Origin of the sequence: Agrococcus sp. ProA11 (assembly GCF_039880525.1) — a bacterium.
Lineage (GTDB): Bacteria > Actinomycetota > Actinomycetes > Actinomycetales > Microbacteriaceae > Agrococcus > Agrococcus chionoecetis.
Window position 1 is genome coordinate 1,866,727 of record NZ_CP156989.1, and the last position, 17,681, is coordinate 1,884,407.

A 17,681-nucleotide genomic window follows, 5' to 3' on the forward strand; every position below is an offset into this window, starting at 1 on the left:
TCAGCTCACCACCTTGAGGCCGACGAGGCAGCCGACCAGCAGCATCAGCAGCAGCGACCGCGCGAGCGTGAGCCGCTCCATGCCGCGAGCGAGCTGCAGCAGCACGGTCGCGACGGCGCCGACACCCACCCACACCGCGTAGGCGGTGCCGGTCGGGATCTCGCGCATCGCCCAGGCGAGCCCGCCCATCGAGGCGATCATCGCGGCAGCGAACAGCACCGTCGGCTTGCGCTTCGTGAAGCCCTTCGACGCCTGCATCGCGGCCGCCCAGACTGCTTCGAGCAGACCGGATGCGACCAAGATCACCCACGCCATGACGAGTCCTTCCGGCCGTCTTGTCGCGATGCGGGTACGGCTCCCTCGTCCGCGGATCCGGCGCCGGATCCAGGGTCGAGGCTAGCAAACGACCGCGTCGGCGACCAGGCTCGCGCCGGTGTCGGCGCAGGGTGCAGGGCCGGTGCCAGCGCTGGGGTCAGCGCACCGAGGCGATGCCTCGCCACACGGCAAGGGCGATCCCGACGGCGAGGACGATGGCGCCGAACACCACGAGCACCGTCGCCTCCGTCGACGCGCCACCCGCCGCGAACCCGAGCGCGGCGAGCGCGGCGATCACGGCGATGGCACCCGTCAGCCAGGTCACCGGCGTCGCAGCGCGATGCGCGCTGCGCCACGTCTCATCCGACGCGAGCGTCGCCCGCGCGCGGATCCCGATCGGGCTCGTGCGCGCGATGCGCCCGACGCCCGCCAGGTGCACGACCACGATATCGACGGCCGCGGCGACGACCAGCAGGAGCGCGACGACGACGAGGCCAGCTTCCATGCGCTCATCCTCGCACGCTGCCCGGGCCGCTCGAGCGGGCGTCGCCCACGCCGGCCGGGCGCGCTCAGCCGGTCTGCACCATGCGGTGCTCTTCGTGCTCCCCCGGCCACTCGAAGCGGTCGACGTAGGCGGTGAGCGCATCATCGTCGAGCACCACGGAGTCCGGCCCGGGTTCGCGCCCCTGCATCCGAACGCGCAGCACCTCGAGCGGTGCACGGACGACGACCAAGTCGATGGGCACATCCATGGCGCCGCAGCGCATCCGCCACCGATCGCGCACCGCCCTGGTCGACAGCGATGCGTCGAGCACCACGCTGCGGTCGGCGCGGATCGCATCCGCGAGCCGCTCGTGCAGCTCGACGTCGATCTCATGCATGAGCTCGGCAGAGGGCCTGCCATCCCGCACGCCTCGCGCCCATGCTTCGCGGTCGTAGGAGAGCAGCAGCGCGCCGGCCTCCTCGAGCTCGCGCGCGAGCGTCGTCTTGCCCGCGCCGGCGGGACCGCAGAGCAGCGTCACCCTAGCCATGGCCGCGAGCCTACGCCCGCGCCCGCCCCCGCATCCGCACCCGCATCCGCATCCGCACGCGCGGTCGCACCCGCATCCGCCTCCACTGGTGCTGCTGCGCCCGAGCGGTGCTGGCGTGCCGCCACCGCTCGGGCGCAACCGCACCGCTCGAGTGCAGCCCTGCCGCTCGTCGAGCCGCTCAGCGCAGGTCGACCTTGATCACCGAGCCGTCGCCCGAGGACACCGAGTCGATGCTGATGAACGCGGAGTTCCCGCGAACGGCCAACCCGTAGGGCGCCGACAGGTCGGCGACCACCGCTTCGTGCACCGATCCGCCCGGCGTGATCCTCCGCAACGAGCCGACGTGCCCATCGAAGAAGTTGTCGTCGTCGAGCTGCACGGCGTAGAGGGTGCGGCCCTTCCACGCCAAGCTCGTCACCATCGTCAGGCCGGTGGCGTACGCCGAGACATCCCCATCCCGCGTCACGCGCCAGATCGTCGAGCCGCCGGCCGGGAAGGGGAAGCCGGTCAGCTGCGACACGTAGTACGCGCCGTCGGGACCGACCGCGACATCCGTCGGCACCGCCTGCGGCGGGATCTGCCCGGGTCCGAACGGGTTGGGCACCGGCGCCCCATTGGGGAACACCGCGACCGTCTGCTCGCCGTTCCTGCCGACCCTCAGCAGCGTGTTGCCGCCGGCATCGACGACGGCCCAGCTGCGGGCGTGCAGCGGGGCGAACCCGACGGCGTTGGTGTCTGCCGGATCGTTGCCGTCCGGATTGTTCGCGACCTCGTAGGCGCTGATGTCGGCCACGAGGCGCAGATCGTCGCCGGAGATCGGTGCGTGGCGCAGCGAGCCCGTGCGCAGCGTTCCGAAGGTCGCGTACTCGGCGGGCACGCTGTCGCGCGCGGCTGCGGCGGCAGTCGGACCGCCGGTGAGCACGGCGATGCGGTTGCCGCGCACGTCGACGTCGGATGCTCCGATCACCTCGCCGTTGAAGGTCATGGTGGGCAGGTCGGTGACGACCCGCCGCTGCTGACCGCGGCGCACCTCGGTGATCGATCCCGTGAGTCCGCACAGCTCGAACTCGGGCCCGAGCTCGTCGGCCGGAGCACAGGAATCCGCGACACCCGCCTCGGCGACGTAGAGCGCGCCGCCGGGGCCGATCGAGAGCTGGCGCGGGTTGTGGAGGTCGGACGCGACCTCGACGGGATCGGAGGATCGCGGACCGGCGCTCGCCGACGGGCCGGCGAACGCGATCAGGCTGAGACAGAGGACTGCAGTGACCGCGGTCGCTGTCGCTCTCGAGTGTGTTCTGGACATCGGACGCTCCTCATCGTTGAGTCGGCCGTGACCACCGCGACAAGGATCCACCTGTCCGGCCGGGTCGGCAAGCCCCACGATGCCGGCGTGCAGGCGTGAGCGTCAGGCGACGGAGCGATCGGCCGCGCGCCGGGGCGGCGCGGCGTGGCGGCGCTGCCTGCCGAGTGCGAACCATGCGAGTGCGCCGAGCACGGGCGCTGCGACGATGAGCAGTGCCCACAGCAGCTGCTCGGTGCCGGAATGCGCCGGCGAGCGGAGCGCCTGCCACAGTGCGGTCGCGAGCAGCGCAAGCGTGACGACCAGCACCGCTGTCCAGAGCAGGTCGTAGCCCGCGGGCAGCAGCGGATTGGCGGCAGCGGCGATCATGGCGCGAGCGTAGCAAGCGGCGGCGGCGCGCCGTGTGCCGGTCGGCGCGCCATGTGCCGGTCGGCGCGGCGAGCGGTGCCGCTGCGCCTGAACGGGGCTGGCGCGCCAGCCCGGGTCGGGCGCACCTGCACCAGTCGGCGCCGCGGTGGCACGGCGGGCGGCGGCGGCGCGCTCAGCGGGCGGTGCGACCGCGCGCGAGCGGCGACGAGGCCATGCCGACGGCCGCCACCGCGAAGCCGGCGCACACGATCAGGAGCGCGGGGCCGATGCCGATCGCGTCGCCGAGCAGGCCGCCCAGCGGCGCCGCCACCACGATCATCGCCCGGTTCACCGTGCGCATCGTGGCGTTCATGCGCGCCTGCATGCGGTCGGGCGTCGCACGCTGCCGCAGCGCCATCTCGCTCGGGTTCGACAGCCCCATCGCGAGACCGGTCACCGACAACCCGGCGAGCACGAGCGCGAGCCCTGCGGTGTCGGCGAGCGGCAGCAGCGCCGCGAGCGCCACCATGCCCCACGAGACCGGCATCACCGCGTGCTCCAGGATGATCGTGCGAGCCATGCCGAGTCGCCCAGCGACGACGCCCGCGAGCGACGTCCCCAGCAGCGTCGCGCCACCGAGCACACCGAGCACGAGGCCGAGCCCCGCCGCGCCGGCATCCAGCTCGAGCAGCACGAGCGGCACGAGCAGCGTCATCGCGGCGCCGTTGCAGAGGAACCACACGTGCGTCCACCGCGCGAACGGTCCGAGCCGCGGATGCCGGTGCACGAAGCGCAGACCGCGCCCGATCGCGCGTCCCATCCCATGCGCGCGCCGCGGCGCACGGTCGTCGGGCGGCAGGTTCCACAGCACGATCGCCGAGACCAGGTGGGCGCCCGCGGCGAGCAGCAGCGAGACAGGCGCGCCGAGCCAGGCGATGATGGCGCCGGACGCGGCGGGACCCGCGGACTGTGCCGCGTTGGAGCCGAGATCGAGCCGCTGGTGCGCGGCCAGCAGGCGCTCACGACCCACCAGGCGTGGCACGAACGCCTGCGATGCCGCATCGTTCACAAGGCTCGCCGTGCCCAGCAGCAGCACCGCGAGCAGCAGCACCCAGAATGCGCCGCCGCCCGCCAGCCAGACGGCGGCGAGCCCGCCGAGCACCAGCGTGCGCAGCAGGTCGCTGACGATCATGACGGTGCGCCGCCGCATCCCCTCGACGATCGCGCCGACCAGCAGGCCCAGCACGACGTAGGGCAGGAACCTCGCCGATGACAGCCACCCGACCTCGGTCGCCCCTCCCCCGAGATCGAGCACGACCAGGGTCTGCAGCGCGATCACCGCGAGCCCGAGACCCGTCTCGGAGGCGACCTCGACGCTCCAGAAGCGCCAGAAGGCGCCGCCCATGCGAGCGGCGCCTTGGCGCGCGGGCCCGCGACGACGTCGGTCGGCGGGCCCAGCAGCACGGGCTGCGTCAGTCCTCGTCGCCCGCGAGGGCGGCGAGGCGCGCCTCCTCGTCGGCGCTGATGCACGAGTCGATGACCGCCTGCAGCGCGCCATCCATCACCGTGTCGAGGTTGTAGGCCTTGAAGCCGGTGCGGTGGTCGGCGATGCGGTTCTCGGGGAAGTTGTAGGTGCGGATGCGCTCCGAGCGATCCATCCCGCGGATCTGCGACCGCCGCGCATCGGATGCCGCAGCGTCGAGCTCCTCCTGCTGACGCGCGAGCAGGCGCGCACGCAGCACGCGCATGCCCGCCTCGCGGTTCTGCAGCTGGCTCTTCTCGTTCTGCATCGACACCGTGATGCCGGTCGGCACGTGCGTGATGCGCACGGCCGAGTCGGTGGTGTTCACGCTCTGGCCGCCGGGGCCGGACGAGCGGTAGACGTCGATCTTCAGGTCGTTCTGGTCGATCTGGATCTCGTCCGGTGCGTCGACCTCCGGGAACACCAGCACGCCGGTGGTGGAGGTGTGGATGCGGCCCTGCGACTCGGTCGCTGGCACGCGCTGCACGCGGTGCACGCCGCCCTCGTACTTCAGCGACGCCCAGACGCCCTCGGCGGGGTCGTTGGACGACGACTTGATGGCGATCTGCACATCCTTGTAGCCGCCCATGTCGCTCGCGGTCGACTCGAGCATCTCGACCTTCCAGCCGCGGCTGGTCGCGTAGTGCGAGTACATGCGCACGAGGTCGGCGGCGAACAGCGCCGATTCCTCGCCGCCCTCACCGCCCTTGACCTCCATGATCACGTCGCGCCCGTCATCCGGGTCGCGCGGGATCAGCAGACGGCGCAGCTTCTCCTCGGCCTCGTGGGCGACCTGCTCGAGGGCAGGCACCTCATCGGCGAACGCGTCGTCCTCGCGGGCGAGCTCGCGCGCGGCATCGAGATCGTCGAGCGCGCCGCGCCAGCGCTCGTGCGCCGCCTTGACCTGGCTGAGCTCCGCATAGCGCCGGTTGACCCGACGCGCACGCACGGCATCGGCGTGCAGCGCCGGATCAGCGAGCTGCTGCTCGAGGTCGGCGTGCTCGGCGAGAAGCCCCGAGACCGACTCGAACACGTCAGTCCTTGTCGTGCTGGCCGGGCACCGACTTCGAGACCTTCATGAGGAACTCGACGTTCGACTGCGTCTCCTTGAGCTGCTTCAGCACCAGTTCGAGCGCCTGCTGGGTGTCGAGGCCGGCGAGCGCCCTGCGGAGCTTCCACATGACCTTCGTCTCCTCGACGCCCATGAGCATCTCCTCGCGGCGCGTGCCGGAGGCGTTGACGTCGACGGCGGGGAAGATGCGCTTGTCGGCCATGTGGCGCGACAGGCGGAGCTCCATGTTGCCGGTGCCCTTGAACTCCTCGAAGATCACCTCGTCCATCTTCGACCCCGTCTCGACGAGCGCGGTGGCGAGGATGGTGAGCGAGCCGCCGTGCTCGATGTTGCGCGCGGCACCGAAGAACTTCTTCGGCGGGTAGAGCGCGCTCGAGTCGACGCCACCCGAGAGGATGCGACCCGACGGCGGAGCCGACAGGTTGTAGGCGCGTCCGAGACGCGTGATGCCGTCGAGCAGCACCACCACGTCGTGCCCGAGCTCAACGAGGCGCTTGGCGCGCTCGATCGCGAGCTCGGCGACGATCGTGTGATCCTCGGCGGGCCGGTCGAAGGTCGATGCGATGACCTCGCCCTTGACGGTGCGCTGGAAGTCGGTGACCTCCTCGGGCCGCTCGTCGACCAGCACGATCATGAGGTGGACCTCGGGGTTGTTCTCGGCGATCGCGTTCGCGATGGCCTGCATCACGAGGGTCTTGCCCGCCTTGGGCGGCGAGACGATGAGGCCGCGCTGACCCTTGCCGATCGGCGCCACCAGGTCGATCACGCGAGTCGAGAGCTTGTTGGAGGTCGTCTCCAGTCGCAGGCGCTCCTGCGGGTAGAGCGGCGTCAGCTTCGAGAACTCGACGCGGCTCAGCGACTCCTCAGCCGTCTGGCCGTTGACCGAGTCGACGCGCACGAGCGCGTTGTACTTCTGACGGCTCGACTGCTGCTCGCCCTCACGCGGCTGCTTGATGGCACCGACGACGGCGTCGCCCTTGCGGAGGCCGTGCTTCTTCACCTGCGCGAGCGAGACGTAGACGTCGTTCGAGCCGGGGAGGTAGCCGGACGTGCGCACGAACGCGTAGTTGTCGAGCACGTCCAGGATGCCGGCGACGGGCAGCAGCACGTCGTCCTCGTGGATCTCGGTCTCGGCGTCGTGGCCGCGCGTGCGGGTGCGGTCGCGACCGCGGCTGCGGCGCGAGGCGCCGTCCTGCTCGGCCTGCTGCTGCGGCTGATTGCCACCCTGGCTGCCGCCCTGGTTGCGGCCACGGCCACGGCCGCGGCGCGAGCCGCCGTCATCGTCCTGGTCGTCGTCCTGCTGCTGACCGCGCGACTGACCGCCCTGGTCGCCGTTCTGGTTGCCCTTGCCACGGCTGCGGCGGCGGCGCGAGCCGCCCTGCTGGTTGTCGTCCTGGTCGTCCTGGTCGTCCTGGCCGCGATCGTCGCGGTTGCGGTCGTCGCGGTCCTGCGCGTCCTGGTCCTGATTCCGCTGGCCCTGGTTGCCCTGAGCCTGGTTGTCCTGGTTCTGGCCGTTCCGGCTCTGGCCGTTCTGGCTCTGGCCGTTCTGGCCACCGCGGCGGCGACCGCGGCCTCCACGCTCGTCCTGATCGACGTCCGACTGGTCGCCCTCGGCCTGCTCGGCGCTCGCTGCGTCGGCATCGGCCTGCTCGGTGTCGGCCCGCTCGGTGTCGGCCTGCTCGGTGTCGGCCCGCTCGGTGTCGCTCTTGCGGCCCTTGCCGTTGCGCCCGCCGGACTTCTTCGCGCCGCCCCTGCCGTTGCGAGGCTGCTCGTCGTTCGACTGTGCGGCGTCGCTCTGTGCGGCGTCAGTCCCATCCGTGGGCGCCTGGTCGGCGCTGCCCTGGTCGGTGCTGGCCTGGTCGGTGCTCCCCTGGTCGGCGGCATCCGTGGTCGCGTCATCCGTCTTGCGCGAGCGGCTGCTGCGACGCGCCGGGCGCTTCGCCGAGGTGTCGGCGTCGGGCGATCCGGCGTCGGCGGGCTGCTCGGCGTCGACCTGCACAGCGCCGGCCTGCGCAGCGTCGGCCTGCTCGGCGCCGGCTTCGGCAGCGGCTGCCTCGTCGGCACGCTTCTCCGCGGCGGTGCGGCGGGTGCTCGTGCGGCGCTTCGCGGGGGCCTTCTCGGCCGGGGCCTCGTCGGCGGCCGGCGCGGATGCCACATCGGCAGTCGGCGCGACTGCCTCGGCGGCGGGCGCAGCAGCCTGCTCGGCGACGGACGACGTCGTCGCGCGGCGCGAGCGGCGCTTCGGCGGCGCCGCGGCCTCGGTCGGTGCCTCCGAAGGCTGCGCGTCGGCCGGAGAGGCAGACTGCGCTGTGTCGGCGGAGGTGACGGCAGTCTCTGCTGCCGGAACGGTGTCGGTGGTCTCGCTGGTCATAGCGCGAGTGCTCCTTCGATATGGGCCCGCGCGCGATGCCGCAGGCATGGGACCTTGTCTCCCGCTGCGTCCACGGCCACGACAGCTACGAGAGCTGGTCGGCGGTCGAACGCATCAGAAATGCAGAGAGTGGAGTCGATCAACACCCCGAGCCGGGCTACGCCGCGGCGCTGGTGGGGATGGGCTCCACTGTACCACCGCGAATATCGACGGCGAGCAGGCGCGCAGACCAGGCCTGCGCGCGATCCTCGACGATCGCGGCAGCCTCCAGCCGCGCGGCGGGATCGGTGGCGAGCACCAGCACGGATGGCCCCGCGCCCGACACCACCGCGGCATGGCCGGCGGCGCGCAGGTCGCCGACCAGCGCGCTCGTCTCGGGCATCGCGCTCGCGCGATACGACTGGTGCAGTCGATCCTCGGTGGCGTCGAACAGCAGTTCCGGGCTCTGGGTGAGGGCGGCGACGAGCAGCGCCGAGCGCGACACGTTGAAGACGGCGTCCGCATGCGGCACGGCCTCCGGCTGCAGGCTGCGCGCGAGCTTGGTCGACATCGTCGCCTCCGGCACCGCCACCAGCACCGAGACACCGCGGTGCACGGCGAGCTGCTTGTGCCGCGGGCCCGTCTCGTCCACCCAGGCGATGGTGAGCCCGCCGAAGATCGCGGGGGCGACGTTGTCGGGGTGCCCCTCGAGCTCGGTCGCGAAGCGCAGCACGTCGTCATCCGCGATCTCGACGATGCCCTCGAGCAGCCCCTTCGCGGCGAGCACGCCCGAGACGATCGCGGCACCGGACGAGCCCATGCCCCGCCCGTGCGGGATGCTGTTGGTCGCGGTCAGACGCAGCCCGGGTGCCTCGACGCCGACTCGATCGAAGACGTGCAGGATCGAGCGCGCCACGAGGTTCGTCTCATCGGTGGGCACGCTGAGCTCCGTGCCGGCCTCGCCAACTCCCGTCACCTCGACCTGCACGCCGGAGGCCGTCGCCTCCACCTCGAGCTCGTCGTGCACGTTGAGCGCCAGGCCGAGCGTGTCGAAGCCCGGGCCCAGGTTGGCGCTGGTCGCGGGCACGCGCACGCGCACGCGGCGCCCGATGGGGATGCCGCCGGCTGCGGCCGTCTCGCTCGTCACGCGAGCCCCAGCAGCTGCGCGACCTGCGTGGTGTCGGCGTCGGCTGACTCCGGAGCGGCGTCCGAGCCGTCCTCGAGCTTCAGCCCCCACTGGGCGTCCTTCAGCCCGTGGCCGGTGACGGTCAGCGCGATGGTCGAGCCTGCGGGGATCTCGCCCGCGGCGTGGCGCTCGAGCAGGCCGGCGACCGAGATCGCCGAGGCGGGCTCGACGAAGACGCCGGTGGAGGAGGCGAGCAGTCGCTGCGCCTTCAGGATGCCCGCGTCGTCGATGGCGCCGATGAAGCCGCCGGACTCGTCGCGGGCGTCGAGCGCCTGCTGCCACGACGCGGGGTTGCCGATGCGGATCGCCGTCGCGACGGTGTCGGGCTCGTGCACGCGCTTGCCGGTGACGATGGGCGCAGCGCCCGCGGCCTGGAAGCCGAGCATCCGGGGACGCTTCGTGGCCATGCCGCTGTGCTCGGCGAGCGAGTAGCCGCGCCAGTAGCTCGTGATGTTGCCCGCGTTGCCGACCGGGATGCAGTGGATGTCGGGGGCGTCGCCGAGCACATCCACGATCTCGAGCGCGGCGGTCTTCTGCCCCTCGATGCGGTCGTCGTTCACCGAGTTCACGAGGTGCACGGGGTAGCGCTCGGCGAGCTCCTTGGAGATCTCGAGGCAGTCGTCGAAGTTGCCGCGCACCTGCACGATGCGGGCGCCGTGCACGACCGATTGGGCGAGCTTGCCCATCGAGATCTTGCCCTCCGGCACCAGCACGATCGCCTGGATGCCCGCGGCCGCCGCGTAGGCCGCCGCCGCCGCCGAGGTGTTGCCCGTCGAGGCGCACGCGATCGCCTTCGCGCCGCGCTCCACGGCGCGCGAGACCGCCACGGTCATGCCGCGGTCCTTGAACGAGCCCGTCGGGTTGAGCCCCTCGAACTTCACGAACACCCGCGCGTCGGTCATCTGCGAGAGCACGCGCGACTCGATGAGCGGCGTGCCGCCCTCTCCGAGCGTCACGACCGTCGATGCATCCGTCACGTCGAGCACGTCGGCCCACTCGCGCAGCACGCCCTGCCACTGATTCGCCATGCTTCTCTCCCTAGTCGATGAGACGGATGACGCTGTCGATCCGCTCCACGTCGTCCTGCTCCTCGAGCGCCGCGAGCACGTCCGCGATGCGCCCCTCCGTTGCCGTGTGGGTGCCGAGCACGAGCGTCGCGGCTGCGTCGCGCGCATCCTGCCGCACCGATTCCACGGATACTCCGTGCAGCGCCACGAGGCCCGCGACCACCGAGAGCACGCCCGGCTTGTCGGCGACCGTCAGTGCGATCTCGTGCCGCGCCCGCACATCGGCGAACGGCGCGCGCCCGAGGTTCGCATGCGTCGACCCGGCCATGCCGGGGCCGCCGGCGACGTGGCGGCGCGCGATCGAGACCAGGTCGCCCAACACCGCGGATGCGGTCTCGGGACCGCCGGCGCCAGCGCCGTAGAACATCAGGTCGCCCGCCGACTCGGCGGTCACGAAGATGGCGTTCATCGCCTCGTGCACCGCGGCGAGCGGATGCGTGCCCGGCAGCGACACCGGGTGCACCCGCGCCGAGACGCGGTCGACCGCGTCCGGGTCGTTCGGGTCGCCGGGCATCCGCTCGCAGATCGCGACGAGCTTCAGCACCCGGCCGCTCCGCTCCGCCTGCTGCACCATCGCATCCGTCACGCCCGTGATGCCCTCGCGGTGCACCTCGGATGCCGGCACCTCGGTGTGGAACGCGAGCGAGGCGAGGATGGTCGCCTTGCTGGCGGCGTCGAAGCCCTCGATGTCGGCGGTGGGGTCGGCCTCGGCGTATCCCAGCGCGGTCGCCGTGGCGAGCGCCTCCTCGAGCGAGGCGCCCTGCGTGTGCATGCGGTCGAGGATGAAGTTGGTGGTGCCGTTGACGATGCCCATCACGCGCGTGACCCGGTCGCCCGCGAGCGACTGCTCGAGCGGGCGGATGATGGGGATCGCGCCACCGACCGCGGCCTCGTAGGCGACCTGCGCGCCCACGATCTCGGCCGCGTCGAACAGCTCGGGACCGTGCGCGGCCACGAGCGCCTTGTTGGCGGTCACGACGTCGGCGCCTGCGGCGAGCGCGTCGAGCAGCAGGGTGCGGGCCGGCTCGATGCCGCCCAGCAGCTCGACCACGATGTCGGCGCCGGCGATGAGCGTGCCGAGGTCGCTCGTGAGCAGCTCCCGCGGCAGCGGCACGTCGCGCTCGGCGTCCACGTCGCGCACGCCGATGCCGACGAGCTCGAGCGGGGCGCCGACGCGAGCCGCGAGCTCCTCCTGCTGCTCGAGCAGCAGCTTCGCCACCTGCGAGCCGACGCTGCCGGCGCCGAGCAGCGCGATGCGGAGGGAACGGTAGGAGTTCATGCGGATGCGGCTCCGTGGGTCTCGTCGGTCGATGTCGGTGCGCTCACGTCGGATCCGGCGCCGAAGCCGGTGTCGCGAGCGAGGAGATCCTCGATCGTCTCACGCCGCACGAGCGTGCGGACCGTCGCGCCGCCGCTCTCGGCTGCCGAGATTGCCAGCACCGGCGGGCGGGGCGCGAGGTTGTAGTTCGAGGCGAGCGAGTGGCAGTAGGCGCCGGTGGCGGCGACCGCGAGCAGGTCATCCGGCCGCACGTCACCGGGCAGCCACTCGGCGTCGACGACGATGTCGCCCGACTCGCAGTGGCGGCCGGCGACGCGCACGAGCGTGGGCTCGGCGTCGGATGCGCGGCTGACGATCCGGGCGGCGTACTGCGCACCGTAGAGCGCGGGGCGCGGGTTGTCGCCCATGCCGCCGTCGACGGAGACATAGGTGCGGGTGCCGACGTCGAGCGCCACGGGCTTGACGGTGCCGACGGTGTAGACGGTGATGCCTGCGGGCCCCACGATCCAGCGGCCGGGTTCGATGGCGATCCTGGGGACCGCGATGCCGAGCTCGTCTGCGGCCGCGCGCACCGCATCCGCGAGGCCCGCCGCGATCGCCTCGATCGGCTCGGGGCTGTCGGCGGCGGTGTAGGCGATGCCGAATCCGCCGCCGAGGTTCAGCTCTGACAGGGCCTCGGTGTCGCCGAGCGACGCGTGCAGCGCGAGCATGCGGCGCGCGGATTCGGCGAAGCCGTCGGCGTCGAAGATCTGCGAGCCGATGTGCGTGTGCAGCCCGACCAGGTCGAGGCTCGGCAGCTCGCGGATGCGCGCGACGAGCGCGGGCGCCTCGGCGACGGGGATGCCGAACTTCTGGTCCTCGTGGCTGGTGGCGAGGAACTCGTGGGTGGAGGCGTGCACGCCCACCGAGATCCGCAGGCGCACGCGCTGCACGCGGCCGGCGCGCGCTGCGGCCGCGGCGACGCGCTCGGCCTCCACCGCAGCGTCGATCACGAAGGTGCCGACGCCCGCCCTCACGCCCGCGTCGATCTCGAGCTCGGACTTGTTGTTGCCGTGGAAGCCGATGGCCGCCGGATCGACGCCCGCGCGAAGCGCGACCGCGAGCTCGCCGCCCGTGGCGACGTCGAGCCGCAGGCCCTCGTCGCGCATCCACCGGGCCACGTCGGCGGTGAGCAGCGCCTTGCCCGCGTAGTAGACGTCGACGGTCTCGAAGGCCGCCTCAAACGCCATGCGGATGCGCCTGGCACGCTCGCGCACAACGGTCTCGTCGAGGAGCAGGAAGGGCGTGCCGTGCTCAGCGGCGATCTCGCTCAGCGCCACTCCCCCGACATGCACCGAGCCGTCGACGCGCTCGGCACTGGCGGGCCAGACGCCGTCGACGAGCGCGTTCGCGTCGTGCGTGTCTGGCAGCTGCGGGGCAAGCGGGTGCGGCACGGGAGCTCCGTCCGGGTGGAGATGGGGTGGCCTGGCATGCAGGCGGCGACTGCGCTTGTGGCGCTGCTGACCATCCTACGAGGCCGGGCATGGCTGCCGTTCGCCGCCGCTCAGCGGGGCACTGCCACCGTGACGGTGTCGCCGCCGTAGCCGTTGGCCAGGTCGCGGCCCTCGACCGTGACCTCCACGACGTCGTCCGGGATCGCGAACGGGCTGCTGGTGCGGGTGAACGGCTGCTCGCTCGCATGGTCGTGCGTGAGCTCGTGCTCGGCGAGCACCGTGCCGTCGGCCGTCAGCACTCGCCATCCATCGGCGTAGCGCTCGGGCGAGTCGTACGGGGACGAGATCGTGACGGCGACCGTGAAGTCGTCGCCGGTCGCCGTGAGCTCGGCGTCGAGCACCTCGGGGAAGCGCTGATCGGCAGCCTCGTCGGGCGTGGCGCTGCTCGCCTCCTGGCCGCCCTGCTGCGGCGTCGACATCGGCTCGGCCGGCTGCGCCGGGCCGGAGCATCCGGTCAGGATCGTGAGACTCGCGCCGATCGCAGCGACGGCGATGCGGTGTCGTCTCATGCTCGGCGACACTACCGATCCCCGCCGCGCTCAATCGAGGAACCCGCGCTCTCCCGCCGACGGCCAGGCGCATGACATAGCGTGCCAGCGTGCCTGATCTCGACGCCGCCTGGTTCGAGCGCGACCCGCTCGAGCTTGCCCCGCTGCTGCTCGGCGGCGTGCTGTCACGAGCCGACGAGTCGGGCACGGTCGCGCTGCGGCTCACCGAGGTCGAGGCCTACCGCGGTACCGACGACCCGGGCGCGCACACCTTCCGCGGCAAGACGGCGCGCAACGCGACGATGTTCCGCCCGGGCGGGCACGTCTACTGCTACTTCACCTACGGCCTGCATCACGCGGTGAACATCGTTGCCGGGCCGGAGGGCTCCGGATGGGGCGTGCTCGTGCGGGCGGGCGAGGTCATCGACGGCCACTCGCTCGCGCTCGAGCGCCGCTCGGTGCGGCGGGCGGCTCCTCCGACGGGCGAGCTCGCGCGGGGGCCGGGCAACGTCGCGCAGGCGCTGGGCGCGACGCTCGCCGACGACGGCGCCGCGTTCGTCAGCGCCGCGGCGCGCACGACCACCGTCGGTCGAGGAGGGCCGCAGGCCCGTCTCGAGACCACCTGGACGTTCACCCCCGCCGCCGAACCGCCGCCGCACCGCACCGGCCCCCGCGTGGGCGTCAGCGGGCCGGGAGGCGATGCATCCGCGTTCCCGTGGCGCTTCTGGATCCCCGGCGAGCCCAGCGTCTCGGCCTACCGCTCGGCGGCGCGGCGCTCGACCGGCGAGGCGGAGTCCCAGCGCTCGCCCCGGTGACCCGCGTCGGTCCTCCGACCGCGAAGGTCGCGAGGAGAGGACGCGTGCCGAAGAGAGGACATTGAGTCCTCTGTTGGGGACAGATCGCGAATCCGTCCTCTGTTGGGGACATATCGCGGATCAGTCCCCTGCTCGTGACGGGCCGGTCGGCGGCGAGCTCCTGAGCACAGTGGACACCGGGCCGGGCGGCTACATCCGCTCGGGCGCGGAGACGCCGACCGTGGTCAGCGCCGTGCGCAGCACCTGGCCGGTCGCGTCGTTCAGCCACAGGCGCGTGCGATGCACCGCGGTGACCTCCTCGTCGCCGACCGGCGTCACGCGGCAGGCGTCGTACCAGCGGTGGTAGAGCCCGGCGAGCTCCTCGGCGAAGCGCGCGACGCGGTGCGGCTCGCGCAGCTCAGCCGCCTGCGCGAGCACGCGCGGGAAGTCGGCGAGCGCACCGAGCAGCGCGGATTCGCTCGGGTGCTCGAGCAGCGACGGGTCGAACTCGCTGCGGTCGATGCCCGCTGCCGCCGCGTTGCGGGCGACCGCCGACATGCGGGCGTGCGCGTACTGCACGTAGTAGACAGGGTTGTCGTTCGTGCGCTGGGTCAGCAGCTCGAGGTCGATGTCGAGCGGTGTGTCGGCGCTCGAGCGCACGAGCGCGTAGCGGGCGGCGTCGACACCGACCGCATCCACCAGGTCCTCCATCGTGACGATGGTGCCCGCGCGCTTCGACATGCGCACCGGCTGCCCGTCGCGCAGCAGGTTCACCATCTGGCCGATGAGGAGCTCGAGGTTCACGTGGGGCGTGTCGCCGAACGCGGCGCACATCGCCATCATCCGGCCGACATACCCGTGGTGGTCGGCGCCGAGCATGATGATGTTCTGCTCGAAGCCGCGCTCACGCTTGTTCTGGTAGTACCCGAGGTCGCCGGAGAAGTACGCCGGTGCGCCATTGGAGCGCACGAGCACGCGATCCTTGTCGTCGCCGAACGAGGTCGTGCGCAGCCAGAGCGCGCCATCCTGCTCGAAGACGTGGCCGCGCTCGCGCAGCGTCTCGATCGCCCGGTCGACGGAACCATCCGTCTGCACCTGGTGCTCGTGGAAGTAGACGTCGAAGTCGACCCCGAACTCGTGCAGGTCGCGGCGGATCTCGTCGAACATGAGCTGCACGCCGCGGGCCCGGAACTCCTCCTGCAGATCGGCGTCGTCGAGGTCGAGCAGGTCGCCGTCATAGGCGTCGTCGACCTTGCGCGCGATCTCGGCGATGTAGGCGCCGCCATAGCCGTCCTCGGGCGTGGGGTCGCCGCGGAAGGCCGCGACCAGGCTGCGCGCGAAGCGATCGATCTGGCCGCCGTGGTCGTTGAAGTAGTACTCACGCGTGACGAGCGCGCCCTGGCGCTCGAGCACGCGGCCGAGGCTGTCGCCGACCGCCGCCCAGCGCGTGCCACCCATGTGGATGGGTCCGGTCGGGTTGGCCGAGACGAACTCGAGGTTGATGCGGATGTCCTTCAGGCTCTCCCCCGAGCCGTAGGCATCCCCGGCCTCGACGATCGTGCGGGCGAGCTCGCCCGCGGCGCCCGCCGCGAGCGTGAGGTTGATGAAGCCCGGTCCGGCGACCTCCGCGCGCGCGATGCCGTCGATCTCCGCGAGCGAGGCGGCGACCTCGTCGGCGAGCTCGCGCGGATTGGCGCCCGCCTTCTTCGCGAAGCGCATGGCGGCGTTCGTCGTCCAGTCGCCGTGGTCGCGATTGCGCGGGCGCTCGAGCACGATGTCGGTCTCGCTCACCTCGACCTCTGCCGCTCGTCGCCCGACCGCCGAGCGGACGGCGGCGAGCACGGCAACAGAGAGATCAGAGGGCTGCATCCTTCGATTCTAGTCCGCGCGCCCGCTCCGGCTCGTCGGCCGTGCGCCCTATTCTGGCTGCATGTCACGCCCTCGCCTGCACCTGCGCCGCCCCCTGCCCGTCGCGATCGTGGCCGCGGTGACAGCCATGGCGCTGACCGGTTGCGAGCCGGGTGCGCTGGCCCCCACGGATGCTGCAACCGACTCTCCGAGCGCCTCCGCCACCTCCGAGCCGATCGAGACGCCCGGCGCCACGGACGAGCCGATCGACGCCGAGCCGGAACCGACGGTGCTCCCGACGACCGCGCCCGTGGCGGGCGAGCTGCCGTGCTCGGACGTCTACACCGCCGACCAGCTCTATGACTTCAACCCCAACTTCGCGCCCTCCAACCAGCAGGGGCAGCTGCCCGGCGCGATCGGCGAGATCGCGGAGGCGGGTGGCACCGTCTGCGTGTACGAGCACGTGACCGGGTCGGACCGGCTGCTGATCGCCGTGCAGCAGGACGCATCGACGAGCGACTACCCGGGCTTCGAGACGGTCGGCGACGAGGGCATCGCGACCACCCTCGCGAACGACGCGCTCATCAGCGTGGCCTCTGTCTACTTCGTGAGCGAGCAGGATGCGCGCCCCGTCGTCGACGACGTCGCCTCCAACCTCGACTGACGAGCGCTCCGTTGGCCGCGACCGCGCCACCCCTGTAGGTCGAGGAGGCGGCGACCGAAGGTCGCTGCCGTCACCCCCGAAGGTCGAGGAGGCCGCGACCGCAGGTCGCGGCCGTCACGAGGCCGGGCTACAGGATCCGATACCGCTGCCGCGGGTCGTCGACGGTGCCCTCCGGCAGCCCGTCGTCCTCCGCCTCGACGGTCAGCGACCGGAGCCGCACCGGCTTGCCGGTCGTCGTCGCCCAGGCGGTCTCGAGCGCATCCGCGCCCGTCGCGATGCGGATGAGGCTGCCGCGCGGCGCGAGCCCCGTGGCGTCGACCACCCACCAGTCGCCGTCGACGTACACCTCGGCGACCGCGTGGAAGTCCGGCGGCAGCAGCCCCGGCGCGTAGACGCCGGCGTAGCGAGCGGGGATGCCGGCGGCCCGCGCGAGCCCGATCATCACGTGCGTGTAGTCGCGGCACATGCCGCCGCTCTTCTCGAGCGTCGTCGCGGCCGAGTCGTCGATCTCCGAGAGCGACGGCTCGTAGGTGAAGCCGCGCGCGATCCAGTTGCGCATGGCGTCGATCTGCTCGAAGCCGCTCGCGCGACCGAAGCGCTCGTCGACGAAGCCACGCAGCGCACTGGCCTCGACGTAGCGGGAGTCCTCGAGATAGCGCGCGGGATCGCCGCCATCGACGGGCCGCTGCAGATGCGTCAGCGTCGAGCGGATGTCGACGTCGAGCGTGCCCGCACCGGCCGTGAACGTGAGCTCGCGCGTGTCGTGCGCGCCCGGCTCGATGCTCCACTCGACGGGCGTGCCGTCGAGCGTGACCGAGATCCGGTCATCCGACCCGTACGCCTCTGCGGGCAGCGCCAGCAGCACGAAACTGGTATCGCCCTCGAGCGACATGGAGAAGGCAGCATGGGCGGTTCGCATCGCGA

Annotated in this window: 16 protein-coding genes, 1 pseudogene and 1 riboswitch; of the genes and pseudogenes, 2 read left to right on the top strand and 15 right to left on the bottom strand. The window is 72.2% G+C overall.

The window, feature by feature from the left end:
• The 13 genes and pseudogenes from ABG090_RS08975 to ABG090_RS09035 all read right to left on the bottom strand — a co-directional run bounded on the left by ABG090_RS08975 (position 1) and on the right by ABG090_RS09035 (position 13,472).
• Positions 1 to 315 (bottom strand): multidrug efflux SMR transporter, encoded by a 315-nt coding sequence (locus tag ABG090_RS08975; RefSeq protein WP_347754142.1) that lies wholly within the window; start codon positions 313 to 315, stop codon positions 1 to 3.
• A 10-nt stretch (positions 316 to 325) separates the two neighbouring features.
• A riboswitch (guanidine-III (ykkC-III) riboswitch) is annotated at positions 326 to 389 on the bottom strand.
• Between the two features lie 83 nt (positions 390 to 472).
• Entirely contained in the window at positions 473 to 820 is a 348-nt protein-coding gene (locus tag ABG090_RS08980; RefSeq protein ID WP_347754143.1) for an SdpI family protein, read from the bottom strand.
• Between the two features lie 64 nt (positions 821 to 884).
• The gene (locus ABG090_RS08985) at positions 885 to 1,346 is read right to left on the bottom strand and encodes an ATP-binding protein (protein ID WP_347754144.1); all 462 of its coding nucleotides are present in this window, start codon (positions 1,344 to 1,346) and stop codon (positions 885 to 887) included.
• Between the two features lie 178 nt (positions 1,347 to 1,524).
• On the bottom strand, positions 1,525 to 2,649 hold the full coding sequence (locus ABG090_RS08990) for a ScyD/ScyE family protein (protein ID WP_347754145.1): 1,125 nt from the start codon (positions 2,647 to 2,649) through the stop codon (positions 1,525 to 1,527).
• A 214-nt stretch (positions 2,650 to 2,863) separates the two neighbouring features.
• A pseudogene (locus tag ABG090_RS08995) lies at positions 2,864 to 2,917 on the bottom strand (hypothetical protein); the annotation flags it as partial.
• Between the two features lie 270 nt (positions 2,918 to 3,187).
• Complete coding sequence (locus ABG090_RS09000) at positions 3,188 to 4,399, bottom strand: MFS transporter (protein WP_347754146.1); 1,212 nt, start codon at positions 4,397 to 4,399, stop codon at positions 3,188 to 3,190.
• A 67-nt stretch (positions 4,400 to 4,466) separates the two neighbouring features.
• A complete protein-coding gene (gene prfA, locus ABG090_RS09005; RefSeq protein ID WP_347754147.1) occupies positions 4,467 to 5,549 on the bottom strand; it encodes a peptide chain release factor 1 in 1,083 nt (360 codons plus the stop codon).
• A 1-nt stretch (position 5,550) separates the two neighbouring features.
• Positions 5,551 to 7,959 (bottom strand): transcription termination factor Rho, encoded by a 2,409-nt coding sequence (gene rho, locus ABG090_RS09010; protein ID WP_347754148.1) that lies wholly within the window; start codon positions 7,957 to 7,959, stop codon positions 5,551 to 5,553.
• Positions 7,960 to 8,116: 157 nt separating this feature from the next.
• Positions 8,117 to 9,085 carry a homoserine kinase gene (gene thrB, locus ABG090_RS09015; RefSeq protein ID WP_347754149.1) on the bottom strand — a complete coding sequence of 323 codons (969 nt, stop codon included), beginning with the start codon at positions 9,083 to 9,085 and terminating at the stop codon, positions 8,117 to 8,119.
• Positions 9,082 to 10,152 carry a threonine synthase gene (gene thrC / locus ABG090_RS09020; RefSeq protein ID WP_347754150.1) on the bottom strand — a complete coding sequence of 357 codons (1,071 nt, stop codon included), beginning with the start codon at positions 10,150 to 10,152 and terminating at the stop codon, positions 9,082 to 9,084. The genes thrB and thrC overlap by 4 nt, the downstream gene beginning before the upstream one ends.
• A gap of 10 nt (positions 10,153 to 10,162) precedes the next feature.
• Positions 10,163 to 11,470 carry a homoserine dehydrogenase gene (locus ABG090_RS09025; RefSeq protein ID WP_347754151.1) on the bottom strand — a complete coding sequence of 436 codons (1,308 nt, stop codon included), beginning with the start codon at positions 11,468 to 11,470 and terminating at the stop codon, positions 10,163 to 10,165.
• Positions 11,467 to 12,903, bottom strand: a complete 1,437-nt coding sequence (gene lysA / locus ABG090_RS09030; protein ID WP_347754152.1) for a diaminopimelate decarboxylase — start codon at positions 12,901 to 12,903, stop codon at positions 11,467 to 11,469. Before lysA ends, ABG090_RS09025 begins: the two co-directional genes overlap by 4 nt.
• A 110-nt stretch (positions 12,904 to 13,013) precedes the next feature.
• Complete coding sequence (locus ABG090_RS09035) at positions 13,014 to 13,472, bottom strand: hypothetical protein (RefSeq protein ID WP_347754153.1); 459 nt, start codon at positions 13,470 to 13,472, stop codon at positions 13,014 to 13,016.
• Positions 13,473 to 13,561: 89 nt separating this feature from the next.
• On the opposite strand from ABG090_RS09035, the gene ABG090_RS09040 reads away from it, so the two are divergent.
• Positions 13,562 to 14,266 carry a DNA-3-methyladenine glycosylase gene (locus ABG090_RS09040; RefSeq protein WP_347754154.1) on the top strand — a complete coding sequence of 235 codons (705 nt, stop codon included), beginning with the start codon at positions 13,562 to 13,564 and terminating at the stop codon, positions 14,264 to 14,266.
• Between the two features lie 189 nt (positions 14,267 to 14,455).
• Here the strand turns inward: ABG090_RS09040 and argS are convergent, their stop codons facing one another.
• The gene (argS, locus tag ABG090_RS09045; protein WP_347754155.1) at positions 14,456 to 16,114 is read right to left on the bottom strand and encodes an arginine--tRNA ligase; all 1,659 of its coding nucleotides are present in this window, start codon (positions 16,112 to 16,114) and stop codon (positions 14,456 to 14,458) included.
• Between the two features lie 61 nt (positions 16,115 to 16,175).
• On the opposite strand from argS, the gene ABG090_RS09050 reads away from it, so the two are divergent.
• Positions 16,176 to 16,757: a hypothetical protein gene (locus ABG090_RS09050; protein ID WP_347754156.1), complete on the top strand. Its 582-nt coding sequence runs from the start codon at positions 16,176 to 16,178 to the stop codon at positions 16,755 to 16,757.
• Positions 16,758 to 16,884: 127 nt separating this feature from the next.
• On the opposite strand, the gene ABG090_RS09055 is transcribed toward ABG090_RS09050, so the two are convergent.
• Positions 16,885 to 17,676: a transglutaminase family protein gene (locus ABG090_RS09055; protein ID WP_347754157.1), complete on the bottom strand. Its 792-nt coding sequence runs from the start codon at positions 17,674 to 17,676 to the stop codon at positions 16,885 to 16,887.
• Between the last annotated feature and the right edge of the window lie 5 nt (positions 17,677 to 17,681).